The following is a 23,290-nucleotide window of genomic DNA, read 5'->3' on the forward strand; positions in this document are numbered from 1 at the left end:
TACTGTGGTAGAAGCTGGGGTCTTTGCCCACATTTCTTTGAACTACGGATTTAGTCTCTATGTAATAATGAACACAACATCAATACAAGACTACGTTGAGTCCGCTAAACCCGTTATCGAAGATTCCCCGCAGATGGGCGAAGCAACGACGAAAGCGGCTCTTTTGCGTGATTTTATCGAACTACTTGGCTGGGAGATCCCAATGAACACGGAATTGGAGTACTCTGTGAATGCGTTTGGAAAGGTGTTCAAAGTTGACTACGCACTCGTACTTGACGGGCGACCTGTTGCTTTTCTTGAAGCAAAAGGGCTGGACACCACACTCACTTCCGACCATCGAGAGCAACTGAGCGAGTATATGCGGAGCGAAGACGTGAACTGGGGAATCCTGACTAACGGACAAAAGTACGAGTTCTACCAACGGCGGGTGATTGATACGAATGTCAAGATTGAGGCGGTAGAGCAGACGACGCTCCAACAACTCCCAAATAAGGGCAGTATTATTGAGGCGTATTGTACAGAGACTATCCAAGAGGAGGAATCTGGGACTATTATTGAGCACATCAGAGAATTGCGAGACTCGTGGGAGACGTTGACTACTGAGAAGGAAGAATTAGCCATAGCCGTTGTGGATACGCTCACTGAGTCCATCTCTGACGCCGTCGAACCAGAGGCGAGGTCGCAAGCGAAAGAGATGATTGACAGACTCATCACGGACATCGAAGCCGAGATAGACACTGACACAACGGATCAAGTAGGTGAGCCCCCTGTCTCAGGCGGTTCAAGTGGAGATACGCCAACCCTTTCAGATTCGTACTCCGTCGAAATCGTTCAGGGTGGTAACGTTATTGAGACGTTCGAGGATTCCGTTCAGAGCGACCTGATGGCGTCGGTAGTGAACTACCTCGTGGAAAACTACGACCTCATCGACGCCGTTCAGCCACTCCCATACATCCCCGCAGAAAAGCGTGCTATCATCAACGACAGCCCAGCGTACAGCGATACTGAGATGGCACAGCCACGGGAGTTGGAGGAGGGTTACTATCTTGAGGTTAACTTGAGCTGGGGTCAAAAGAAGCGAGAGATGGAACGGCTGGCTGATGCTTGCGGTCTGGAAATCAATATCGAAGGATGAGAGTTGAGCAGGGTACGGAAGTCCGAGTTGACATCCCTAATAAAGCCGACCCAGATTTCGAGCAATACCACGGGCGTTGTGGCATAATCGTCGCAAAAATAGAGGACGACGCAGGCGTGCTGACAGGCGACGACCGTGATGATGTGCTATACCGTGTGGAGTTTGATGACGACGAGCGACAGGACTTCCGTTGGCGAGACCTCCGACCAGTTCCAGAATAGCCCGTTCGGAACTCGTGTCTTTTTACTCTGAACTGGCAAATATCGTGTAGTGGCAGGGTTTGAGATTGCGAACGTTGCGGGGACGATCACCTACCAGCAGGAGCTTGACCTATCAGCGTTGGCTGAGACGTTCAGACAGCGACCTGAAATCAACTCTGTTACCTACGAGCCTGATGAAAACCATTGGTTACAGGTCTGGTTTGCCCCCAACGATACTTACGTATCGTTCTATCGAAGTGGAAAATGTTCGATTGTGGGAGCGACATCTCCAAAACAATTTGACGAATTAGTAGAGCGGGTGAATGCTCTAATGCGAGAACTGCTGGAGTTTGATTATGAACCTACCGCTAAAATCAACAACATCGTCGCAACTGCTGAGTTAGATTCACTCGCATCATTAGAGACTATCGCTATCGGACTTGGATTAGAGCAAACTGAATACGAGCCTGAACAGTTCCCTGCCCTCATTCACCGTTATAAAGGCTCTGTTCTGCTCGTTTTCTCCAGCGGGAAGATTGTCTGTACTGGAGCTGCTGAAATGAAACAGGTTTCGTCAGTCATTGATGATATCACTGAGCAGATAGAGGCAATCACAATTGAATAAATGTCTTGGCAGAGATGTGCTGTATGCTCTTTTGACTAAGCCCAAGGACTATCAGGATGGTGTAAGAGTATATCTATAATGCCCTCATCACAAATCACTGCCGAAGACGTAGCCGACTGGGATTCACTTGGAGAAATAGCGGATTGTTTTGAAGAAAAAAAGAATTTGAAGAGGCGAGAAGGTCTGAGCGATAGGGACGACGAACTGGTTTTAGAGATAGACGACGGGCAGTTTATGATTCTTATCGAGTCGGAGCCGAATAGATCTGCCAGCGACTATCAGTCCCGAACCAATGCGAGGCGTCGGACTAATTTCGTTGCTACACCTGATTATCAGAGCTTCACCTTCACGACACGTAAGAGGTCTTTCGACGAACACGGGGCGATAAATTTCCAGCAGTTTAGCTTTGACAAGGATGAGATTGTCTCTGGAGGCGGTAAGAGGTTCTCTAAGCTGGAAAAAATAAATGAACTGGAATATGGAGAGCCATACAAAATATACGAGCTTTACGATACCAGAGAAGTAGTTGACGAGTTCTATGAGGAGTTCGAAGACTTACGTACCGACCTGATACAGGATGTATCGGGAATTGATGATAATAGAGGAGACGCAAAGGAGCGTTTCGTTCAGGTACAACTTGACCGTTTACTGTTCCTCTATTTCATACAAGAGAAAGGGCTTCTTGACCTCAACCAGAGCTACTTAGACAAAATTCATCAGTCTGCGGTAGGGGAGGGAGAGGACGTGTATGAGTCTTGGCTCAAGCCGTTATTCTTTGATGCTCTTGGAGAAGGTAAAAGACGAGAGAAACTTGGGAACGTTCCCCATCTAAACGGTGGTCTTTTTAGCCAGAGTCCTATTGAAGAGGAATTTCCAGAAGCTAAATTAGGAGATTCCAAACAAGAGACGAACGACCTATATAGGGAGACTCTTGACTTTCTTGACGATTGGAACTGGCATGTTGACGAGAGGTTAGATATAGTTGACGAGAAACGCATATCTCCCGAAGTACTGGGTCATATCTTCGAACAATCGGTCAATCAGAAAGAAATGGGGGCATACTACACCCCTGAAGAAATCACCTCGTTTATGGCTTGGAACACAGTTCATCCCTATCTTCTGGATAGTCTCAATGAGGAGGTGGGAAGCTCGTATGAGGAACTGGATGAGGTGTTCGGATTAGACCCTGAGATGGACGGATCTGGAGACCGAGCCGTTGCTGACGGAGGGATAGCTAAGACAGGTACAATCGATAGTATACAGACCGACCACGTTGAGACTCTTTATTTTGATATACTCAAAAAAATAAGTATTCTCGATCCTGCCGTGGGTAGTGGTGCGTTTCTCCTTGCCGTCCAAGAAGTTCTGATCGACACATATCTCTCCTGTATTGAACACTTTCGAAATATAAAATCATTCAAAAGAACAGGGCGTGTACAAAATGAACTCGAAAGAATAGAGGAGAGAGGGAACGCCATCTTATTTGCTAAGTACGAAATCATCCTCAACAATCTCTACGGGGTCGATATAGACCAAGGTGCCGTTGAGATCTGTAAGCTACGTCTTTGGCTCTCTACGGTTGCGGATATAGAGAATGACCCTGATGAAGTAGAGCCTCTGCCTAACATCGACTTCAACATAAGGCAAGGTAACTCGTTGATGGGGTATGTCTCCTTCCTTGACGATGACGACACGGAGAGTATTCAAGGAACTCTTGAAGAGTGGGGAGCTGTCGAGAACAAGGTGGAATCAAAGTACGGAGATGTACTGGAGGCTATACAAGCACATAAGAGTGCGTCGAGTGGTGAAGTAGCGTCGCAGAAGCGGAGAGAGGCAGAGGAACTGATACAGGAGTACAGCAAAGATTTTGACGAGAACATTCTCCAACGGTTCCACGAGATGGGTTACGAGGATATGGGGTTAGGAGACTTACAAGAGTTCTCTCCGTTTCATTGGGTTCTTGAGTTCGCTGAGGTGTACTCAAAGGGTGGATTCGACGTGCTGATAGGAAATCCGCCGTGGGATCGTCTCAAGCCACTTCGAGACGATTACTTCTCTAAGTACGATGAGGTTTTCAGGACTCGAATGCCAGAGGACAAAGACAAAAAACAGGAGGAGTTGCTTGAACGTGAGGAGATAAGCCAAGGCTGGGAGGAGTATAATGAGAGAATGGAGATGCGTGGAGAATACTACACTCATTCTCCTGACTACGAGTTACAGAGCCCAACAGTCGGAGGAAGTAAGAGCACAACAGAAAACGACCTTTCAGCCCTGTTCTTTGAGCGTGTATTCAAACTGGCACGAGAGGAAAGCTACGTCGGGCAGATATTACCAGGTGTAATATTTAACGGAGCTTCCGCGAAGGATTTACGAATGAATCTGCTTAACGAAACGGAGTTACAATCTCTGCCCGTATTTACTAATCGTGGAATATTCGATAATATAGATAATAGGTTTGTCTTCGGCATCCCCATTTTCAAAGCGTCTGGTGAAACAAACGAGATTTATGGCGGTTATAGAGACGGGGATCTCAGTATACTGAATGATATGGAAAACGGAGGTATCCCTATATCGAGAAAAGTTCTTGAACAGTATTCGCCTGAAGCACGTATTTTCCCATATGTGGAAGAAAGAGAAGAAGTTGAGGTATTAGAGAAGATCTTTGAGCATCCTCCTGTTTCAGAGCCAAGAGACGGGGCTTGGCACGCTCATCCATACCGCGAATTAGACCGCACCAACGACCGTGATAGGTTTGTGGAAAGCGAAAATGAAGGAGATTATCCAGTTCTGGGTGGAAGTAATATCTACCAATACGCATACACTCCAGATTACATAGAAAATCTTGAACCCGCGAAGTTCTGGAGCGTAGAGAGTAAGAAAGACCCCGATGCGAGTGCGAAGCAGAGGATACGTGAGAAAAATTACAGGAAACTAAAACGTGGACTCTATGACGCATTCGATGGTTCAGGTTCGCAAAAGAAGTTTGTCAACAAGATGCTGAGACAGCATCGTGGCGAGGAGCTTTCAGAGGCAGATGTTCTTCTCGACTGTACCGAGTACAGGATAGTTTACAGGGATATAGCACGAGCCAATGATGAACGGACTATGATTGCCTCGGTTATTCCAAAAGGCGTTGTTTGTCATAACAAGCTTCATACGATACGTCCATACACAATAGAGCCAGATAACGAGGATCTCTCTAAGAAACCGTTACATGATGTGTATAAGAGAGTCTTCACCGATAGAGAGCTGTTTGTCGCAGTTGGTCTCCTCAATAGTATACCGTTTGACTTTCTGATGCGGACGAAGATAGACTCAACAGTAGTGATGTACAAATTTAAAGAGTCCCAGATGCCCAGACTTACAAAAGGCGACGATTGGTTTGAGTACATTTGGACACGCTCCGCACAACTCAATTGTTACGGAGACGAGTTTGGGGAGATGCGTGAACGTCTTGATGGAATAGAGCCTGCTACCGACGAGGATGAAAGGCGTAAGCTTCAGGCAGAGATTGATGCGGGTGCGTTCCACGCATACGGGCTTGATAAAAAAGAGGTTGAGTACGTTCTTGACGACTTTCACAGAGTTCGGAATCCTCGTAAGATGACAGAGAGTTATTTCGAGCTTGTGAAAGAAAAGTACAAAGAGTTACAGAGCAGTTAATCAAATATTTGATAGGAAAACTGGAGAAGATAGAGCATATAACCGTCTCAAATTACTCTTCGATAACTCCCCAGCACATCAGTTCAGCATTAACTCCGCTTGTGCCTGCCAGAGTTTCCTGATACGACTTCTCTACGTACTCATTCAAAAACTCCTCTACTTCCTCAAAGAAGTCCTCCGTATCCCAGTCCATAAGCGTGCGTTCGTCCTCACGGAACGTCTCACGCAGGATTCTGTCCTCGTCTGTCTGGTCAAGACCTACATCAGCTAATCTTCCCCGCAATTTATCCGCCATCTCTATGTCCTCTTTTTGATGTAGATGTTCCAGATAACTGATTATCCGTTCCTGCTCTTTGGAGATGTTTCCCCCCTGTTTGAATTGTTCTTCGCTCTGACCTGCCTCAAGTTCCTCACGTCGCTCCTCGGTAATCTCTTCTATTTCTGTCCTCTTCTCTAAGACTGCCTCTTCATCCATCGCAACTCTCTTTCCCTCTGTGTCAGCGTCAATATTGAACGCTCTCACTTTACCGATGTGTTGCGGTTCTCCTCCAAACGGTACATGACAGAGTGTCCTCTCTATCCTGTTCAGCGGACTGTCCTTGTCATCATACCATATGTGTGCTAAACCGAATACACCCGCTCCTAATGTTCCCTTGAAGTAGTTGTAACAGGTGTAGAGTAAGTCTCTTTCGTCAGGAGCGGTCTCGAAGTATTCCTCAGCGTATTCAAAGTCCTCTGGCTCAAGATCGTGGTCATCAAGCAACTCTTCCCTGAGTAAGAGCCTCTCGAAAGCCCTCTCTTCATCACTACCCGCCTGACTGAACACTGCGTTTCTCCTCGTGTCGTCAAGTTCGTTAATATCTCTAACTGCCCTCGACCGCTTCAGCGTGTCCTCTATCTCATCTCTCTGGATCTCTCCTATCGTCTTCTCAGTCTCAACACCTGCCCTCTCCAAAACATCGTCCTCATTCGGATCAAGTATGTTGTTCTCCTTTCCAACGATTAATGCGATGTCGCTTATTTTGGCTTGAAGCCTCTTGAGTAGTTTAATCGTCGCCTCTATGTCTCCGTCAGGGTGGAAGTTGTGAACGTACTTGTCGTCCGTATTGCCTATCCTGTCCACACGTCCTACTCTTTGAACGATACGCATCGGATTCCACGGCAGGTCATAATTAACAACCGTTTCTACGTCTTGTAGATTAACACCCTCACTCAGGGTGTCGGTCGCAACGACATGCTGTAACTCTGTCTCACCAGACTTAGTTAGCTGTCTCTGGTAGCCCGACGCATTAGGTGCGAACCGTTTGATAACCTCCTGTTTGTGATCGTCGCCTCCAACGACAACTGCGGAGTTTGAGGACGTAATCGGTGAATCAGAATGACCCAACAGTGAAGAGTGTACGTAGCGGGCGGTGGCTCGATATTGTGTAAAGACGAGTACTTTCCCCTCGCTCTCGTTGAGTATCTTGACGAGGCGATCTATTTTTGGGTCTCTGAACTCCCGTAGAGCGAAGACGGATTCGTAGAAATCTCTTGTTTTTTCTGGTGCGTCGGAAAGGTCGGCGTTCGGGTATAGAGTCGGGTTTAGTTCGTCCTCTGGCACATCGGGTATGTTGGCAACGCCTTTGGAGTCCAGCCAGCTTCTGAGTTCTACGCTGTTATCTCTGACTTGGTAAGCCTGTTCACCAATATCCCCGATGAACATCGAGACGAAGTAGGCTAACAGAGTCAGGTCTTCGTATATGTAGTTGATTACCTCTCCGACGGTGGCGTCCGCCAGTTCCTGTGTCTCCTTTTGGCTACCTTCTCGCAACGAACCTTGGTCGAATCCGAGGTCTTCAAGAGTGTTTTCCAGTTCTTGTGCTTCCTCCTCATTCTGAGTGTACTCATCAAGGGTAACCGTCTCCTCTTCTTCGTTGTCGTTCGAAACGGTATGTATCTCTCTTATATGTACGTCTTCCTTGAAGTTCTCAAGTAGCGATAGAAGACGTGTTTCGCTGTCGTGAAGCGTCTCTATTGACTTCACGAAGGCAAACGTAGAGGATTCCAGACGCTTTAGCAGATTAAGCTTATAAAGTGCTTTGAGAGTCATCCCTGCCTGTGGATTCTTGATAGTTATGTGCGGAAGATGAAGTGCGTCCATAACGTTAGGTAGGGAGTCATAGACGGGTCTGTACGCCTTTGGGAGCTCGTATTCCTCTGGGTGTACCTCAGGTGGTTTGAAACTGATCTCTATATCGTCCTCCTCCTGTATTTGGTCTTTCACGTGGTTCCTTGTTCTAAGAACCATCACCTCGTTGAGAATCTTCGAGATCTCTTCCGAACGCGTCTGTAAGCGTTTGTTGAGTTCGTCAAGCCTCTTTTGACTCACCTCGTCGTCCCCTGAAACAAGCTCCTTCCTGTCCTCGGAAATGTCTATGTACTCGTCAAAGGAACTAAAATCAAGATTAGCGTTGTTACGTATCTCATTAGCTCCCGTGAACAGGGTAATCAGGTTCTGAAGATCTTCGACGGTGTTGTTGATTGGGGTAGCAGTCAGCATTATCATAGTGTTCCCCTTCAACATACGGAGGTTTGCGTGCCGTCTGGTTCCTTTGTAGTCTTCGTCAGAAGTTGCGTCAGCCTTCCACTCACCCATATTCCTGAACCTATGAGCCTCGTCAATCAGAATGACATCGAAATGTTCGTCCAAGTTTTCGACCTCTTCTCTCGTGAGGTTCTGAAACTTACTGATACTCATAACCCGCAGGTGTTCTCCGTCTACTTGTAGGTTGAAGAACGGGTCTCCATCCTCGTTTGTGTCCTCTTCAAGCAGGTTAGTCCACTGTTTTGTGAGGTTCGCAGGCACTACCAGAAGGCAGTTTTTCGCTTGGTTTCTGTAATCAACGAGTAATTCTGCTCCGACGAATGACTTACCAAGACCGACGCTGTCGCTCACTATACATCCGTTGTACTTGTCGAGTTTCTCCCTCGCACTTTCATAACCGATATGCTGGAAGTAATAGAGCGGACTCTCCCTGCCTTCGTCCACTTTTCCACCGAGTTCGTCGTATGCCAGCATTTTGTACAGCTCAAAAGGCTCTATGTGGGTACCGAACTCCTCCGTCGTTTCCTCCTGCTCTTCCTTCCAATCCTGATACTTCTCATTGGTATCTATGATTTCCACGAGATCTTCACTGAACTCCTGAGAATTAGCCCAGTAGTTGTCAAACCACCCCTCAAATTCCTCCGCTATATCCCTTTCTTCGGTCATCACGTTGAGTTCAACGTTTTGCGTATGACCCTTCTTGGAGAAGTTGGATGACCCTATCACGGTTGTTGCGGTACCTCTTCCGTTCTCTTCCCTACGAAAACAGGCTCCTTTCGAGTGGAAAATACCCTGATCTGGATCGTGTACCCGTATCTGTACCTTATTCTCGGCTATAAACTCCTTCAGATTGTCAAGCCTCTCTATTTGAGGTTTGTTCAGGTCTTCTATTTCTTCAGCTACCGACTTTCGGATGCGTTCCCTGAGGCTCATCCCCTCTTGTATCTCCTCGGCAGTTCTGGCATCGGTGCTCGTCGCTCCCATTAGAATACGGAGAGGTGCCCTGCCGAGATCATCAGGGTCAGCGAGGTTTTCAAGATCTTCCTTGACCAGATTGAAACCAGAAACGTAGAAGTAGCCCGTACAGAGTCTTATTTCTCTGCTGTCCCGTGCCAATTTGCTATATACATCGGCTAAGTTCTCGCCTGTATTGTCTATCAGAGGGTCAAGGTTTGTCATATCACTACTGTATTCCCCGCTCGTTTAATATTTATACGGGTTAAGAGAACGAACGTAATCCAAGCTCTCTCAAACGGTTCGATATGGTCTTAGCGTAGGTGCCACTTTCACCGTGCTCCCCTGAGTGATTTAAGAATTGAGCGTCAATATTTGCGTGGAGCTTGGAACCCATCACACGCTCCAAGTTCCCCCTTTCCAACCCCTATGTCAAGCTCAGCGTCGGAACTCGGCACGTGTCCGTTCTGCGGGTCGGCTATCACAGCGGGAGCTATCCTCGTTGAGTACAAGGTCGAGAATGAAACGCGGGTCTTTGCTGAGTGCTACGAGTGCGAAGAGCCTGTTCAGCCACAGTAGCTGTGGTGTCCAGAACTGTTATTCTCGATTCCAGCGGAGGCTGGTCTTCTCATCCTAACTATGGGAGGAGAGCCCATCAAATATATCTGAGAACGTCTCCGCAAGGGTTTCAGCAAGTCGCTCCGCCAACTCTTCGGATACCTTTTCATCATACACGAACTCAAAGATAGCCTCCTCAACTCGACTCTCAAATCCGTCTGTGCGGGCTGAGATGAACTGGATAGGCGTGTACGCCTCCGTTATGTCGTCGGCTACGTTATCGGTCAGCCTGGTATGCTCTTTCAGAACGATTCCAGATGATACGGATTCGATTTTCCCAACCCGCTCGAATAGACTCGTCTCGTGGCTTATGCGGATAATAGTCGTCGCAGACTCTTGCTCATGTAAACCGTAGTCGTCGTAGTCTATTTTCATTTCGATGCTCGGCTCGTGCTCCCCAGCGGGAGTGTTTGAGTTGTCGTCAGTCATTACTTTCTGGTTCTGTGGAACGTCGAAACTGGTTCGAGAGCGATGCGTAGAGATAATTCATTCGTCAATAGGAGCGAGACGGGAGATAGGGAAAGCGTACACCTTCGCATCGGCATTTTGAGCCAGAAGAGTTCGCCCTTCCTCTGTTAGTTCGTGAGGATTAGACGGTAAAGAGTCCGCATAAACGGCTCGCACAACAGCATCGCCACGCTGTACGTACTCGTAGCGAGAATTGAAATCGTACGCCGTCAAATCCGAGTAGCGATTCTCAGAGGGGTCTCGCTCCCTAATCACGTACTCGTCGGCTCGTTTCGATACGGTCTGGATTACTACTACCTCAGAGTTCTCTTCTCTATCTCGTAATATCTCACCTTTTTGATACACCTATGCTGGGATCAACGCAACACCACCCTAAATGTATTATCGCTAATGGGTTCTGGTTGCTCAGTGGGGAGCCTCAACACAGCCACAGCTACTGTGGGTAGTCTTGAAAAAGAAGTCGTGATTCGGGGAGACTCATCACCTGTACCTCCGAGTGCCAGAGATAGTCGTACCGTTCCTCTCTGTCCATCTCAACCAGTTCATCCCGCGATTTCTCTACGCTATTGCTGTCGACCGCTTGGAGATAGACGACGCCATAGACCGCATCCGATGGAGAGCACTCGTAGTAGAGGTCGTTCACCGTCAGTTCCTCATCCAAGTTTACAAAAACCTCGTCAGCTGGACGGTCAAACTCCTGAATGACGCAGACAAGTAGGTCAGTATTCAATTCATATGCTAATTCACCTCCCTTAGAATATTGATAGTTCACAGGGAAACTGACACAATACCACCCTAAAGGAGTTACTCGCCCTCATCTGCGGTAGTTAGCTGTCGAGAAATCCCTGTGATCGCAGATTCTCTGCCCACGTCTCCAACACGTCGTCTATATCCAGCCCTTCGGTGCTGTATTCGTATGCGTTCAGAGCGTCAATTCGATACGCAATCGGCGTCCATTCACCGTCTGATTCGACTCGAAACCTAATCTCGGGATCTCGCATCAGGTCGCCCCGCTGGAGGTAGTACTGGCAGATAGTGAGTTCGTCCCCGTGTCGTTCAATACTCAAATCCATTATTTCGTCCGAGTCAGACTCGATGTCGAGATAGAACTCAGAGTCGATTGATTCGCCGTGCTGACTAACGATAGAAGTGATAATATTCCTGAATTTCACCACGCTGAAGTCGACTCAAAATAACCCTAAAAGAGCTATGTCGGGTCGGGAACGACACGATACGCGACGTGTCCGTGTTCAGTCGTCGTTCCTGCTTCAACCGTCCCGATAGCAAGCCAGTAGTCGGTTTTTTGCTGTGCTCTGTTAGCTGAAACCCCAGCTCCGTCCGCCAATTCGTCAGGGGTAAATGAGCCCATCATCTCACTCGCTACTTCGAGTTTTTCGTCTTCATTCAGCGAAGATTCCGTCTCCTGCTCGATCTCGTCTATCATCTCGGTGATTCTTTGTTTGACCGTCTCGAAACCAAGGTCGTCGTCAAGCCGTGGGATTGCCTGTGTCATAGGCGTAGATACACGCTATCACCCCAAGTAATTGCTGAGGCGATTATTGAGTCCTCAGTCACCACAGACTCAGGGGCGAGGGTTGACGCGGTTGTTTGAGTGTTTAGAACCTGCCAAACGCACACGCCGAGACACGCTCTAATTGTATTTCTATCGTATATATGTTCTCAAGACCTGTCACGCGAAGGTCCACGACTCGTGGGCGCGGATCGACGACGACGTCGAACCCGACCCCGAAGCGTTGGCGGCCGCCGAGGGCCGGCGCTCCGCCGAGCGCGCGGAGTTCGCCTTCGAGTCCGCCGCCGACCGGTACGGCGACGACGGGTGACGGGTCGTCCCGGGGGGCGACCCGAGGGCGGTCGAGCCACCCCGATGTCCGAACCCCTGAACGGGGACACGCCAACGCCATGCTGACTGAGTTCCGCAAGATTATTAGTATTTCAATACATTCGTTCAGGTATGGCCGAAAACGCTGGAAGTACGGTGGGAAGTGACGCCGGCGAGCGCGTCCAAGGTGCCTACGACTACTGCGGGGGGCGGTCGGCGTTTATTATCGCAGACGTCGGCACCGACGACGCCTGGATCGCGATCCCGGAGGGCCAGGAGGCCTCCGTCGAAGCCTGCCGGTGACATCCTCCTCGCCGTAAACGGAGAGGGACTGAAGATCCCTCAAGCAGCCGGGCGAAGCCCGGCGACGGCGAGGCTTCCCATGCATGGGGAATACCAGTCAGTCGTCGCTGGTAGAGGGTTTCGACTCTTCGTAGGCCGTGAGTGTCATCTGCGCTGGTGCGCTCGTCTCACGGTGAGTCGTGGCCGTGTCACTACGACTCCCATCCCGAGGCGAGTCATCGCGTCCGGCCTTGTCAAGCGGGACGCTCTCTCCCCACGGGTCAACCCGTCGTGCGATATTCGCGGAAGCGTTGATGTCGGCCTGAAACGTCGAAACGTGGCAGTCGTCGTGCGGACACCGGAACTCGGCTTGGGAGTCCCGCCGACCGATGCGGTGGCACGAGTGGCACGTCTGCGAAGTGTACGCCGGATTCACGTACTCGACCGGGATACCTGCTTCCGTCGCCTTGTCCTCGATGCGCCCTTGCAGTCGAGCAAACGCCCACGAGTGAAGCCGACGGTTCATGTACTTCCCGTAGTCGAGACGCTCACGGATGTACGTCAAGTCCTCCATCACCAACACCGGATTCTCGAACTGTTGGGCGTACTCGATGGCTTCCCGAGACGCTTTCTCCACGATGTCGGTGAGCGCGTTCTGGTAGTGGGCAAACCGTTCGTCGGTACGCCACTCGGATGCGTCACGCTCTTGGAGTCGTTTCAGGGTCGTGTACATCTCTTTGCGGAGATGCTTCGCTCTGCTTCCGCTACGCACAAGCGGGTCAGTCGGAGAACCGTCCTTGAGGGCACAGCCCGTGATGAGGGCAGTTTCTCCGATGTCTAAGCCGATGTGCGTGATGTCACTGTCCGCCACTGGTTCTTCGACCGGGTACTCGACGGTGACGTGCAGTACCCAGTTCGTTCGGTGCTGTTGAAGCCGTATCTCGCCCGCTTTCGCGTCCTCCGATACGAGGTCGTGCCAGAGCCCCTCCTGTTCGGGGTTGATGCGGAGCGGTATCCAGAAGTTCGTCCCGCGCCCCGGTCGGGGGACCCACCATGTGAACTCGTAGTCGCGCTCCTCCGAGTGGTCGAACGTCGCGGCTTGGTTGGTGAGCCGAACCGGGTGTTCGTCGTCCAACTCCTGCGCGTTGTACGTCTTGCGGAGTTTCGGGATGTAGTTGCAGAGTGCGGCTTTGGCCTGATACGGCAGGTCGTAGGGCGTCACGATGTCGCTCACCGACGACATGGTACTCGCCCCGGCGTCGAACGCTTCTTGCAGGCCGTCACGGTACGTGTCGAGTAGGTCGTTCAGTTTCTCCTGTTTGTGCGCGGTAGGTGGCGCGAACGTCGCCTGCAACGTCTTCGTGACGGTCGGAGACACGCTACTGTTTCTCCACGTACTTCATCAGCACGTCGATGCTCACTTGGCCAGTAGTAGCGAGGAAGTACCCCGGTTGCCAGAACGCCTTGTCGAGCGCCTGCCGAACCTCGGGGTTCTCGTCACGGATTTTGCGGGACGTGACGCCCTTGAGGGAGTTGATGAACTTGGTGAGGTTGGTCGTAGGCTTCGCCGTGAACAGGATGTGAACGTGGTCGGAACCGCCGTTGACGTTCTGGATGCTCACGCCGAAATCCTCGGTGATGTCGCTGGCAATTTCACCGATGCGTTCGGCTATCTCGTCGGTGAGGATGTCCGCGCGGTACTTTGTGACGGTTACAAAGTGATATTGGAGCGCGTAGACTGTGTGCGACCCGGTTTCGAGGTTATACTTCATTTGGCCGTACTGATTTCTACATACCCAATTCTAATAAAGTTTTGCCGTCGTGGGGTATTCGGCCTGCAACCGACGGTGGAACGTGAGGCAGTTGTCGGCTTCACGCCCGCCCTGAAGGGCGGGATTCTTGCCTTGAAAAAAGATAGCCGGCCGTCACTCGGGGGTGCCCCCGTTTTCGCTATCGAACTTCGAAGGCGTCCGGCGGGCGGCCGGCCTCGTCGAGGACGGCCTCGCCGACGAGGATCGGACACTCGACTCTGAGCGCCACGGCGATGGCGTCGCTCGGGCGGGCGTCGAAGGTGAGTTCGCGTCGCTCCCCGCCGGCGTAGCGCTCGGCGTCGACCTTCGCGAGGAACGTGCGTCCGGAGAGGTCGTCGATGCGGACCCGGTCGATCGCCCCGCCGAACTCCGTCAGCATCTCGACGAACAGGTCGTGCGTGAGCGGCCGTTCGAAGGGTCGACCGTCGAGGGCGTGCGAGATGGACTTCGCCTGGTCGGTGCTGACGAAGATCGCAAGCGCCTGCCCCCCTGCCCGAAGGACGACTGCCGGTGCACGTTCGTCCCCCTCGTCGTCGGCGCTGACCCCGAGCCCGCTGACGGTCGCCTCGTGTGCCATCAGTTCGCATTCGGCCGACCGCCACCAAAGCTTTTCGCCTCCGGCGTCGAGACGCCGATATGGAAGACGGTTACGTGGTCGCGGCGAAACCCTCCGCCCGCCGAGCCAGCGGGACGGTCGGGGCGTGGATCGCCGCGTCGGGGTGCCACCGACGCTTCGACTCGAAGGCGTCGGCCTGCGAGTTCGCGCGCGCGGCCAGCCCCGAGGGCCGGACGCTGTGGGTACAGGACGCCCACCCGCTCGACCCGACCGAGGCCGACGGCTATCTCTTGGCCCGCCGGAGCAGTCGCCGGAACAACGAGGCGGAACTGCCCGGCGAGCAGGTCGGCCTCCCGACGCGGCGGTGACGGCCGCCCGGAGAGGACGGATCGTGGGCGACGGCGGACCGGCGGTCTTTTGAGCGAACCGCCGCAAGCGAGGCCATGAACGACGAGCGCGGGACGGACCGACGGGGCGGGAGACGCCGGAAGGCGGCCCTGATAGTCGTTCCCCTCTTCGTGCTCGGGGTGGGGAACGTCGTCTTGATACTCCAGTGGGATATGAACCCCGTCTGGGGGCTGCTTTTGATTCCACCGGTGATATTCATCTCCGCGCTGGGCTGGATCGCCATCGAGGGCGGCATCGCGGGCGGGGCGGACGACCGCGGCGGAAACGCGTAGTTCGGGACTAAAGACGGCCGTCGTAACTGCACCGAGCCCATCCGTGGCGCACTCGGCGCTGCTGGGGTATCGCCATTGAAAAAAGCGCCGAGGGTGAGATTCGAACTCACGTGTCCTGATGGACAGTTGCTCTCGAAGCAACCGCCTTGGCCGGGCTAGGCTACCTCGGCTCTGTTTCACGTCGGACGGTGTCGAGTTTATGCGTTTCGATCGACGGCCACGGCGGCACCCGGCGCCCGGCGGCGATCGGCCGTTCGGAAGCCGTCGGTCGCCGATCAGTCGTCGGCGAGCGCCCCCGAGGCCGACGGGACGTCCAGGACGTCGCCGGAAACGACGCGCTCGTTGGTGGTGACGTAGCGCAAGAGCAAGAACGCGAAGACGTACTTCGCGACCACGTCGAGCAGGCTGTAGGCCCACGACGTGACGCCGACCGGCAGGACGGCGATCCCTTCGACGCCAAGTGCCCACACGACCGGGTAAGCGATCCAGAGGACGACCGTCAGAAGCTTCAGCGTGTTGAAGATGCTCGCGGTGCCGGCGGCCGCCGCGTCCTCGGGCCACTTCACGAGCAGGACGTAGACGACGACTGCAAAGCACGCACAGCTGATGAAGTACCAGAACCACCGCAGGGCGTGCGAGGACGTCGTCAACGCGGCGGCGAGGCCCGTGATACACATGGCGATGTCGAACGTGATCGCGGTGATGATCGAGGTCGCATCGGAGCCCGCAAGCAACCCGAGCGCGAGCAGGATCGCGGGCGTCGACAGCGCCCACGTCAGATAACGGCCCCACAGCGAGACGACGCCGTCGACCGGTTCCCCGCCGATCATCACGGAGGCACCTTCGGCGGCGTGCCCGGCCGGCATTTCGAGGATGCCGATCGTGAGTCCCGAGGCGAGCCCGGTGTAGCTCGCGACGGAGACGGTCGGCACGAGGAGTACCGAGACGGCGATGAGCCGCGCCCGTGGATCCTCGAGGTCCTTCGTCATAAATACGAAGAGCAGAAGCGACACTCCCGCGAGCGCGATGTTTACGTACAGCGAACTCGCGAGGAGGGGGTCGCCGAGGACGTACTCGAAGAGGTCCGTCTGCGTCACCGCCGTTTGCTGCAACGCGACGGGCGACTCAGTCACCGGTAGCTGGATTTGCTGGTGCGTCATAACACTACGCTAGTTTTCGGCGACTAGGTATATAAAAGACGACCCACACTGGTTGGAGCAGCGAGCTGCGGACGCGTCTGAACGTGTGCTTCTACTCGCAAATACGCATATACGTATGTTTCGGTCTCCGTGTCGCACCGTCTGCGCTGCCGGCCGACGCCCGACCGCGCTCCGTCGGGCGTTCGAGCGCCACACGCCCGACGGTCGCGGCGCTACCGTTATCCACCGAGAGAGTCCAGCCGTTTAGTCCGGGGTGGATGTCATAGCCGCGTCCGGAGGGTTTCGAGGGTCCGTTCCAGCTCGCGGCGGTTGAACCGGTCGGCGATCGGGCCGAGGATCGATTCGAGAGCGGCCGGGAGGCCGAGATCGTACGCGGCCGCGTAGGTCACGCGCGTCCCCTCGGCCACCGGTTCGAAGCTCCACTCGATCCGACCCTCGATGTCGCCGGTCATTTCGAAGACGATCCGCTCGGGCGGCTCGTGTTCGATCCCGCAGACCTCGCCCTCGAACCGGAGGCCGAACAGCTGATAGGTGTAGCGCGCGCGTTTGCCGCCGTTGTCGAGCGTGCCGAGCGTCTCGACTGTGCTCAGCCGCGGGGAGATCCGGGCCTGGTTCTCCGGAACGTCCATGTACTCGAAGGCCGCCTCGGGCGGGCGATCGACGGTCGTGGTCGCGGTCGCCTCCATGAGCGCCGTTGGAGCGTCTCAAAAATATACCCCGGGGATCGGACGCTACATGGCGTAGAGGCCCTGTTCGCGATCCATCACGGCCACGACGATAACGTGCGGAAGCGTCAACACCGCGATCAACACGAGATAGGTTCCGACGAGGTCCAGCGGATCAGTGACGGTCCCGGGAACGGCGACGTAGAGAAGCACGAGTAGCCCGATGGAGGCGGCGGTAAGCGGGGCCGCATCGCGCGTGAACGAGGCGAGCGCGGCCCCGTAGCGCCGCGACCGAAGCGACCCAGCCGCGGCCGGGTCGACCGCGAGCAGACGGACGATATGTCGGAGGGCGTGCCACACACAGAAGTACAGCCCGACGGCGAGGATCGGCGGCACGGTCGCGAAGAAGGCGACGAGCAGCCCGGTCTCGGCAACGTCGAGTGCGAGGCTGCGACGGTCCCCGCCGACCGTCGCGACGACCCCGACGGCTACGGAGAGACAGACGAGTGCGGCGACCACGGCGGCGACGGCGGCCCGCGCCGCCGGGGTAAAGAGCGCCGACAGCGCCGCCGGAGCCGCAGGATCGAACAGCCCGGCCAGCGTTGCGACGACGAGTTCGTACTGGTCGGGAAACGCGACGAACGGGACCGCCATCGGGAGCGAGCCCCGGGTCGCAGCCGTCAGGAGGCGTCCGGTCCGGCCCGCCGGATGCTCGCCGCCGGCGAGCGCGACGAGGGGATAGACGTCGCCCTGCCCCCAGTGAGCCCACGTCAACAGTATGAATCCGACGACAGCGACGATCGGAGCGAGAAACCAGACGACTGCGTAGGCCCCGCCGACGACGAGATACAGCGCGCCGACGGCGGCCAGCCACCGCCCGGTGACCGCCTCGCCGCAGGTTCGAGGTATCGCGAGGTGATCGACCGCACCGTGTGGCAACCCGAGGAAAGCGACGCTGATCGCGAGCGGGAGCAACTGATACGCCAGCGGGACGGAGACGCCGGCCGCGAAGACGAGCGTCGTGAGGGCGACTACGACCCATCCAGGCACGAACGCGAGCCGGGAGAGCGCCGCCCGCGCGTCGGACGGGGTGTGGCGGGCGCGTCGGGTCGGGCGGTCGGGGAGTGGTTCGGGCACGGGACTCGCTTGGGCCGGCACTCACGTAGTGGTTCGGTCGGGGTTGTCGGCCCGCCGCTCGTCGGCGTCGGTCGTCGCGACCGGCGGGTCGGCAGGCGGGAGCAACCCCCTGAGAGCGGACGGGGCGGCCCGGCGGACGTCGGAGGCGACCGTCGGCCACTGGTCGACGAGCCACAGGTACAACACCAGCCCCTGGACGATGAAGACGTTCGTGATCAGAAAGAACACCGCCTCCTCGACCGGCAGACCGAGCGGTGCGATCCCGAGCGTGTAGGTGTCCGAGAGGGCCCAGAGACCGTTCGTGATGGCGAAACGGTCGATCGCCCACAGGTACACGGTCGGAACGCCGATGCCGACGGCGACGGCCCGTCGAGCGCGAAGCAGGTGCGGCCACCCGAAGGCCCACTGGATAGCGAGGACGGGGCTGGCCCACGCGAGGATCGCCCCCAGATACAGCGTCGATGGGCCCGAAAGCAACAGCCCGATCCCGAGTGCGGCGACGGCGACCCCGGCCGCGAGACCGAGAAGCCGCGTTCGGATGGGGATCCGAAGGTCGCCGTCGGTCGGAACGTCGAGGTTGTAGAGCCACAGCGCGACCAGGATCGGCTGGAGGACAAAAAACACGTACTCCCCGGCGGGGACGGCGTTGGCGGACGCCCAGACGACACCCTCGCCGTAGCTCCAGACGCCCCATTGGATGAGAAGTGAGTCCCACGGCGTCGTGTAGCCGACCGCCAGCGCGAGGATCACCCCGAGGCCGACGAAGGGGACACGCCCCCACAGCGCGGTGGGCCGGAAATAAGCCGCGGCAACGACGCCGAGCACCGGCGGTACGACAAACGCGAGGTGAAACCCCAGGTACGTCGTGGGGGTCATCGTTCCCCCGGCCCGGCCGTCCCGACGGGCCCGGGGCGCGGCGTCGGCAGGAACGTTCGGAACCGTGGATCGATGTGCATGGTGTGAATTTCGTCCGGGATATATAAATTGACGCCGCCCCACTAGTTAGGCTGCGGCGGCGGTTCGATCTCCTCGAGAAGCGCCCCCATAATTTTGGATTGTGCGGCCCGCAGGTGCTGGTGGAACGTCGAGCGAGTGATGCCCATCGAGTCGGCGATCGACTCGCCGGAGACCGGGCGCGGCCACTCGAAGTAATCGCTCAAGTAGGCCTTTTGAACGGTTTCGAGCTGTCTGTCGGTGAGGTCGTCACGGAGCGACTCGGCGAGCTCGGTCCGGGAGTTCGGGTCCCGCTCCCGGCGCCGCTGTGCGGCCAACGAGAGGCCACCGTAGCGGTCGATAACGGTCTCGACGACCATGTTCGGGTTGGCCGTCCGGGGGACCTGGATACGGAGTTCGACGTGGTCACCGTCGGCGGTCAGCCCTCGGATCGAACCGTTGTGATCTAGTACCGTCCGGACGATCGACTCGCCGGCCGGGACGATCTCGAGGAGACACGCGTCGTCGTACGTGGCCACCGTATGCACCTCAGGTGGATCCTCAAGCGTCTGGGCCGCCCCCTCAATGGCCTCGGCGTCGGCCCCGGAGGCGACGACCGAGAGGACGAACCGGCCGTCGCTCCTGGAGACGGCCCCTCGATACGTAATCTCACAGCCCACGCGGTCGGACAGTTCGGCGATCACGGGGGCCGGAGGCCCGCCGGTGAACGTCAACTCGGTGTACTCGTCGGTCGCCAACAGCCGCTGGTTCTGGAGGGCGTTGATGCCGGTCCCGATCACGCGCCCGAGCGCCTCGAACACCGCGGTCTCGTGGTCGTCGAGCGGGGCGGCCTGCGAGACGTAGACGACCAAGACGCCGTAGTCGGCGTCGCGGTACCGCAACGGGATCGACGCGACACCGCCTTGAGGGGGTGCAAAACGATGGTGTGAGGCGTCCGAGGGGAGCGACTCGGTCTCGGCGATGGTCACGGATCCGGTTCTTATGGCTTCGTTGACGGGGTCTTCGGAGGCGTCCGCCGGGACGAAGAGCTCCTCGACCCCGCCGCAGCCGGCCCGCTCGCCGGCGACGATGCGGTCACTCGTTGCCTGCCGGGTGCCGAACCACGCGGCTTCGTAGTCGTTGGTCTTGAGGACCGCCGTACAGACGCGCTCTTCGAGTTCCGCCCTGGAAGTGCTTTCGACCGTCGCGGCGGTCACGTGTTGGACGATGCCGTCGATCCGGGCCAGGAGACGCTCTCTGGCCCGCCGGTCGGCGCGGAGCTTCTCGGCCTGTCGCCGCGCGCGGAGTTCGACCTCCTTTCGCTCCGTGACGTCCGTCTGGAAGCCGAGGTAGTGCGTGAGTTCACCGTCGTCGTGGACGGGGGCGACGCTCAATTGGTTCCAGAAGGGCTCGCCGTTCTTTCGGTAGTTGAGTATCTCGACGGAGATAGACCGCTCGTTGTCGACGGCCTGCCGGAGGCGATCGACCGTCTCGGGGTCGGTCCCCTCGCCCTGGAGGAACCGACAGTTCCGGCCGAGGATGTCGTAGGTGTCGTAGCCGGTGAGGCGCTCGAACGCCTCGTTGACGTAGATCAGCGGCTCGTCGGGTTCGTGTGGGTCTGCGATCGTGATGCCGACCGGGGCCTCGTCCATCGCCAACTCGGCGAGTTTCAGATTCGCGGCCGTCGGGTCCGACTCCTCGACCGTTGCCGAGACGTGGTTCCGCCGGGCCTGCTCGATCGCTCTGTCGACGATTCCGTCCTCGGCCGGGTCGTCGCTGGCGGCAACGTAGGCGGTCACGTCGGCGTCGATCGCCGCCTCGGCGACGGCCTCGTCCCCGTCGGCCGTGTAGAGGACGACCGGCAGTTCCGGGAACGCTTCTCGGACCGAACCGAGGAGGTCGATCCCGTCGCGCTCGCCGAGTGCGTAGTCGGTGACGACGCAGTCCACATCGTCACCGTCGAGCGCCTCAAGAGCGTCGTCGACCCCCGAGGCCGTCCTCGTCTCGACGAGTTCTTCGGGGAACGCCTCCGAAACAGCGGGACGAGAGGGCGCCGTACCGACCAAGAGCACGTCGAATGCGAGCATTGACGTTCACGTAGGGGCCGGGCATTAAAAAGGGCCTCGGCGGGGGAGACGGCACGACGGCTGCCCGGACGCGACGGGACCGGCTGCATCAGCAGTCGCCGCCGATAACGACGACCGGGACCGGCGCAGCCTCCAGGAGTCGCTCGGCCGTACTCCCCAACACGAGGCGCTTGAACCCCGATCGACCCGTCGCACCGACGACGACCGCGTCGACCCCGATGTCGTCGATCGCTTCGAGGACGCGCTCGTAGGGCGGTCCTTCGAGGACGGTCGTCCGGCACTCGACGTCGGTCGCGGCGGCGGCCTCGGCGGCGCGTTCGACGGCAGCCTCGGCGTCGGCTCTGAGGTTCGCCCGGACCTCCGTGGGGTCGATGATGGCGTTGTCGTAGGCGGTTCGAGTCTCGACCACCGAAACGACGTGGAGCGTCGCCCCCGTCGAAGCGGCGAGTTCGAGGGCGTGATCGAGTGCGGCTTCGGCGCCGTCGCTGCCGTCGGTCGCGAACAGTATCGTCCCGTACATGGGCGCCGATAGACCGGCCGAAATGATAAACCCGGACGTCGATGTCGGCCCCTGCGGTCGGGAGTCTCAGCGGTCGGAATCGGAGCCGGCATCCGCATCGAGTTCGCGGGTCGCGACCGCCGCGAGCAGTTCGGCGAGGCGATCGGCCGCCGCCGCGAGCAGCTCCGCACCTAGGTCGGCGTCGCCGTCACGGGGGTCGCCGACGACGCCGTTGTCGGTGAACGAGTCGGAATCGTGTGCGAGGTTGGTGCCAGCGATCCACTCGCCCCACCCCTCGGCCGCGCCCGCGGCGGCGGCGTCGAGGCGGCCCTCGCGGACCGAGCCGGGGTCGAGGTGGCGGATCACGGCGGTTTCGGCCGGGCCGGCGTGCCCGAAGGCGTCGAAATCCACCGCGTCGAACCAGGTGTAGCCGACGGCGTAGGCGTCGCCGCTGCGGCTCGCACGCGCACAGAGTTCGCGGATCGCGTCGGTGTTGCCGCCGTGGCCGTTGACGACGACGATCCGATCGAAGCCGCTCGCGGCGAGGCTCTCGAGCGTCTCGCGGACGTACGATCGGAAGGTGTCCGGCGAGACCCAAAGCGTTCCCTCGAAGCCGCGGTGTTCCTCCGCGATCCCGACGGGGATCGTCGGGGCGACGACCGGACGCTCGCCGGTCGAGTCGGCGTATCGGTCCGCCCCCGCGTCGGCGATGGCGGCGGCGGTCGTCGAGTCGACGCCCAAGGGCGCGTGGGGACCGTGCTGTTCGGTGCTGCCGACGGGCAAAAGCGCGAGGTCGGTGTCGGCGTCGCGGGCGTCAGTCCACGTCGACTCGGCGAGTCGCATTCCCTACGCGATCAGCAGATCCTCGCCGCGCTCGACGCGAACCGTACACGGCGGGGAGATCTTGTTGTACGCGCGCCGGAGGGCGTCCTTTGCGATCTCGGCGTCCTCGGGGTTACACCAGATAGTAAAGAGGCGCTCGCCCTTCCCGATCCGGGCGGCCGTGCCGACGATCTTGCCGAAGGACTGCCGCATTCCGTCCGAGACACGGTCGGCGCCGGCGCCGGTCGCTTGCTTGTTCTCCCGAATGACCTGGTGGGGGAACTTCCGGAGGATCATCTTGTAGTCGCCGTCCTCGCCGAGCTCCTTGAGCATACGGCGGTTCGCCGAGAGCCGGGACGCCTCGAGCGAGCCGTGGCGAATCTGGACCTCCTCGTCGACGAGGAGGCTGATCTGGACCTCGTAGCTGTCGGGATCGGCGTCGAAGTTACCCATTTTGTACTGGGCCACCTTCGACCCGGGAATGCCCGTAATGTACTCCCGTCGGGTGTAGGAGGGCTTGTCGATGTCCCGATACATCGATGCCGGCTTGTCACTCATAGTACGTCGT

The 23,290-nt window shown here is 56.9% G+C and carries 23 protein-coding genes, 1 tRNA gene and 1 pseudogene; 8 read left to right on the top strand and 17 right to left on the bottom strand.

Annotated elements, in window-relative coordinates; all coding sequences use genetic code 11:
- The first annotated feature begins 4 nt into the window (after window positions 1–4).
- From NMLP_RS01365 to NMLP_RS15760, 3 genes are all read left to right on the top strand, one after another.
- Entirely contained in the window at window positions 5–1,135 is a 1,131-nt protein-coding gene (locus NMLP_RS01365) for a type I restriction enzyme HsdR N-terminal domain-containing protein (RefSeq protein ID WP_152024084.1), read from the top strand.
- 270 nt (window positions 1,136–1,405) lie between these two features.
- Complete coding sequence (locus NMLP_RS01370) at window positions 1,406–1,960, top strand: TATA-box-binding protein (RefSeq protein ID WP_015408332.1); 555 nt, start codon at window positions 1,406–1,408, stop codon at window positions 1,958–1,960.
- A 78-nt stretch (window positions 1,961–2,038) separates the two neighbouring features.
- Complete coding sequence (locus NMLP_RS15760) at window positions 2,039–5,623, top strand: Eco57I restriction-modification methylase domain-containing protein (RefSeq protein ID WP_015408333.1); 3,585 nt, start codon at window positions 2,039–2,041, stop codon at window positions 5,621–5,623.
- Window positions 5,624–5,675: 52 nt separating this feature from the next.
- On the opposite strand, the gene NMLP_RS01380 is transcribed toward NMLP_RS15760, so the two are convergent.
- Window positions 5,676–9,389, bottom strand: a complete 3,714-nt coding sequence (locus NMLP_RS01380) for a helicase-related protein (protein ID WP_015408334.1) — start codon at window positions 9,387–9,389, stop codon at window positions 5,676–5,678.
- Between the two features lie 204 nt (window positions 9,390–9,593).
- On the opposite strand from NMLP_RS01380, the gene NMLP_RS16245 reads away from it, so the two are divergent.
- Window positions 9,594–9,743, top strand: a complete 150-nt coding sequence (locus NMLP_RS16245) for a DUF7837 family putative zinc-binding protein (RefSeq protein WP_015408335.1) — start codon at window positions 9,594–9,596, stop codon at window positions 9,741–9,743.
- Between the two features lie 54 nt (window positions 9,744–9,797).
- On the opposite strand, the gene NMLP_RS01385 is transcribed toward NMLP_RS16245, so the two are convergent.
- The 4 genes from NMLP_RS01385 to NMLP_RS01400 all read right to left on the bottom strand — a co-directional run bounded on the left by NMLP_RS01385 (window position 9,798) and on the right by NMLP_RS01400 (window position 11,763).
- On the bottom strand, window positions 9,798–10,211 hold the full coding sequence (locus tag NMLP_RS01385; RefSeq protein ID WP_015408336.1) for a hypothetical protein: 414 nt from the start codon (window positions 10,209–10,211) through the stop codon (window positions 9,798–9,800).
- Window positions 10,212–10,683: 472 nt separating this feature from the next.
- Window positions 10,684–10,893 (bottom strand): hypothetical protein, encoded by a 210-nt coding sequence (locus NMLP_RS01390; protein ID WP_152024085.1) that lies wholly within the window; start codon window positions 10,891–10,893, stop codon window positions 10,684–10,686.
- Window positions 10,894–11,077: 184 nt separating this feature from the next.
- Complete coding sequence (locus NMLP_RS01395; RefSeq protein ID WP_015408338.1) at window positions 11,078–11,425, bottom strand: DUF6908 domain-containing protein; 348 nt, start codon at window positions 11,423–11,425, stop codon at window positions 11,078–11,080.
- A gap of 32 nt (window positions 11,426–11,457) precedes the next feature.
- Complete coding sequence (locus NMLP_RS01400) at window positions 11,458–11,763, bottom strand: EF-hand domain-containing protein (RefSeq protein WP_015408339.1); 306 nt, start codon at window positions 11,761–11,763, stop codon at window positions 11,458–11,460.
- Window positions 11,764–11,932: 169 nt separating this feature from the next.
- On the opposite strand from NMLP_RS01400, the pseudogene NMLP_RS01405 reads away from it, so the two are divergent.
- Window positions 11,933–12,091: pseudogene (locus NMLP_RS01405) on the top strand (DUF7097 family protein); the annotation flags it as partial.
- A 131-nt stretch (window positions 12,092–12,222) separates the two neighbouring features.
- Window positions 12,223–12,393: a DUF7556 family protein gene (locus tag NMLP_RS15340; RefSeq protein ID WP_015408340.1), complete on the top strand. Its 171-nt coding sequence runs from the start codon at window positions 12,223–12,225 to the stop codon at window positions 12,391–12,393.
- A 97-nt stretch (window positions 12,394–12,490) separates the two neighbouring features.
- On the opposite strand, the gene NMLP_RS01410 is transcribed toward NMLP_RS15340, so the two are convergent.
- From NMLP_RS01410 to NMLP_RS01420, 3 genes are all read right to left on the bottom strand, one after another.
- Window positions 12,491–13,750, bottom strand: coding sequence for an RNA-guided endonuclease TnpB family protein (locus NMLP_RS01410; protein WP_015408341.1), 1,260 nt, complete (start codon window positions 13,748–13,750; stop codon window positions 12,491–12,493).
- A gap of 1 nt (window position 13,751) precedes the next feature.
- A complete protein-coding gene (gene tnpA / locus NMLP_RS01415) occupies window positions 13,752–14,144 on the bottom strand; it encodes an IS200/IS605-like element ISNamo19 family transposase (protein WP_015408342.1) in 393 nt (130 codons plus the stop codon).
- A gap of 178 nt (window positions 14,145–14,322) precedes the next feature.
- Window positions 14,323–14,760: a bifunctional nuclease family protein gene (locus tag NMLP_RS01420; RefSeq protein WP_015408343.1), complete on the bottom strand. Its 438-nt coding sequence runs from the start codon at window positions 14,758–14,760 to the stop codon at window positions 14,323–14,325.
- Window positions 14,761–14,819: 59 nt separating this feature from the next.
- On the opposite strand from NMLP_RS01420, the gene NMLP_RS01425 reads away from it, so the two are divergent.
- On the top strand, window positions 14,820–15,107 hold the full coding sequence (locus tag NMLP_RS01425) for a hypothetical protein (protein ID WP_015408344.1): 288 nt from the start codon (window positions 14,820–14,822) through the stop codon (window positions 15,105–15,107).
- Between the two features lie 75 nt (window positions 15,108–15,182).
- Window positions 15,183–15,419 (top strand): hypothetical protein, encoded by a 237-nt coding sequence (locus NMLP_RS01430; protein WP_015408345.1) that lies wholly within the window; start codon window positions 15,183–15,185, stop codon window positions 15,417–15,419.
- An 85-nt stretch (window positions 15,420–15,504) separates the two neighbouring features.
- Here the strand turns inward: NMLP_RS01430 and NMLP_RS01435 are convergent.
- The 9 genes from NMLP_RS01435 to NMLP_RS01475 form a co-directional block, all read right to left on the bottom strand.
- Window positions 15,505–15,589 (bottom strand) — tRNA-Ser (locus tag NMLP_RS01435).
- A 105-nt stretch (window positions 15,590–15,694) separates the two neighbouring features.
- Window positions 15,695–16,516, bottom strand: coding sequence for a bacteriorhodopsin (locus tag NMLP_RS01440; protein WP_049926625.1), 822 nt, complete (start codon window positions 16,514–16,516; stop codon window positions 15,695–15,697).
- 323 nt (window positions 16,517–16,839) lie between these two features.
- A complete protein-coding gene (locus NMLP_RS01445) occupies window positions 16,840–17,265 on the bottom strand; it encodes an SRPBCC family protein (RefSeq protein WP_015408347.1) in 426 nt (141 codons plus the stop codon).
- Between the two features lie 45 nt (window positions 17,266–17,310).
- Window positions 17,311–18,381, bottom strand: coding sequence for a Brp/Blh family beta-carotene 15,15'-dioxygenase (locus NMLP_RS01450; RefSeq protein ID WP_049925998.1), 1,071 nt, complete (start codon window positions 18,379–18,381; stop codon window positions 17,311–17,313).
- Window positions 18,382–18,402: 21 nt separating this feature from the next.
- The gene (locus NMLP_RS01455; protein ID WP_015408349.1) at window positions 18,403–19,257 is read right to left on the bottom strand and encodes a lycopene cyclase domain-containing protein; all 855 of its coding nucleotides are present in this window, start codon (window positions 19,255–19,257) and stop codon (window positions 18,403–18,405) included.
- A gap of 122 nt (window positions 19,258–19,379) precedes the next feature.
- Complete coding sequence (locus NMLP_RS01460) at window positions 19,380–21,401, bottom strand: bacterio-opsin activator domain-containing protein (RefSeq protein ID WP_015408350.1); 2,022 nt, start codon at window positions 21,399–21,401, stop codon at window positions 19,380–19,382.
- A gap of 88 nt (window positions 21,402–21,489) precedes the next feature.
- Window positions 21,490–21,921, bottom strand: coding sequence for a universal stress protein (locus NMLP_RS01465; protein WP_015408351.1), 432 nt, complete (start codon window positions 21,919–21,921; stop codon window positions 21,490–21,492).
- A gap of 66 nt (window positions 21,922–21,987) precedes the next feature.
- On the bottom strand, window positions 21,988–22,743 hold the full coding sequence (locus tag NMLP_RS01470; RefSeq protein ID WP_015408352.1) for a creatininase family protein: 756 nt from the start codon (window positions 22,741–22,743) through the stop codon (window positions 21,988–21,990).
- Between the two features lie 3 nt (window positions 22,744–22,746).
- Window positions 22,747–23,280: a 50S ribosomal protein L16 gene (locus NMLP_RS01475; protein ID WP_015408353.1), complete on the bottom strand. Its 534-nt coding sequence runs from the start codon at window positions 23,278–23,280 to the stop codon at window positions 22,747–22,749.
- Window positions 23,281–23,290: the final 10 nt, after the last annotated feature.

The sequence above is a fragment of the Natronomonas moolapensis 8.8.11 genome (assembly GCF_000591055.1).
Classification (GTDB): Archaea; Halobacteriota; Halobacteria; order Halobacteriales; family Haloarculaceae; genus Natronomonas; species Natronomonas moolapensis.

Excerpts from the sequence above, each read along its gene's own strand:
- NMLP_RS01470 (WP_015408352.1), bottom strand. The coding sequence starts at position 22,743 with ATGCGACTCGCCGAGTCGACGTGGACTGACGCCCGCGACGCCGACACC.
- NMLP_RS01455 (WP_015408349.1), bottom strand. The coding sequence starts at position 19,257 with ATGACCCCCACGACGTACCTGGGGTTTCACCTCGCGTTTGTCGTACCG.
- NMLP_RS01445 (WP_015408347.1), bottom strand. The coding sequence starts at position 17,265 with ATGGAGGCGACCGCGACCACGACCGTCGATCGCCCGCCCGAGGCGGCC.
- tnpA (WP_015408342.1), bottom strand. The coding sequence starts at position 14,144 with ATGAAGTATAACCTCGAAACCGGGTCGCACACAGTCTACGCGCTCCAA.
- NMLP_RS01385 (WP_015408336.1), bottom strand. The coding sequence starts at position 10,211 with ATGACTGACGACAACTCAAACACTCCCGCTGGGGAGCACGAGCCGAGC.
- NMLP_RS01460 (WP_015408350.1), bottom strand. The coding sequence starts at position 21,401 with ATGCTCGCATTCGACGTGCTCTTGGTCGGTACGGCGCCCTCTCGTCCC.
- NMLP_RS15760 (WP_015408333.1), top strand. The coding sequence starts at position 2,039 with ATGCCCTCATCACAAATCACTGCCGAAGACGTAGCCGACTGGGATTCA.
- NMLP_RS16245 (WP_015408335.1), top strand. The coding sequence starts at position 9,594 with ATGTCAAGCTCAGCGTCGGAACTCGGCACGTGTCCGTTCTGCGGGTCG.
- NMLP_RS01425 (WP_015408344.1), top strand. The coding sequence starts at position 14,820 with ATGGAAGACGGTTACGTGGTCGCGGCGAAACCCTCCGCCCGCCGAGCC.
- NMLP_RS01465 (WP_015408351.1), bottom strand. The coding sequence starts at position 21,921 with ATGTACGGGACGATACTGTTCGCGACCGACGGCAGCGACGGCGCCGAA.
- NMLP_RS01430 (WP_015408345.1), top strand. The coding sequence starts at position 15,183 with ATGAACGACGAGCGCGGGACGGACCGACGGGGCGGGAGACGCCGGAAG.
- NMLP_RS01475 (WP_015408353.1), bottom strand. The coding sequence starts at position 23,280 with ATGAGTGACAAGCCGGCATCGATGTATCGGGACATCGACAAGCCCTCC.
- NMLP_RS01380 (WP_015408334.1), bottom strand. The coding sequence starts at position 9,389 with ATGACAAACCTTGACCCTCTGATAGACAATACAGGCGAGAACTTAGCC.
- NMLP_RS01420 (WP_015408343.1), bottom strand. The coding sequence starts at position 14,760 with ATGGCACACGAGGCGACCGTCAGCGGGCTCGGGGTCAGCGCCGACGAC.
- NMLP_RS15340 (WP_015408340.1), top strand. The coding sequence starts at position 12,223 with ATGGCCGAAAACGCTGGAAGTACGGTGGGAAGTGACGCCGGCGAGCGC.
- NMLP_RS01400 (WP_015408339.1), bottom strand. The coding sequence starts at position 11,763 with ATGACACAGGCAATCCCACGGCTTGACGACGACCTTGGTTTCGAGACG.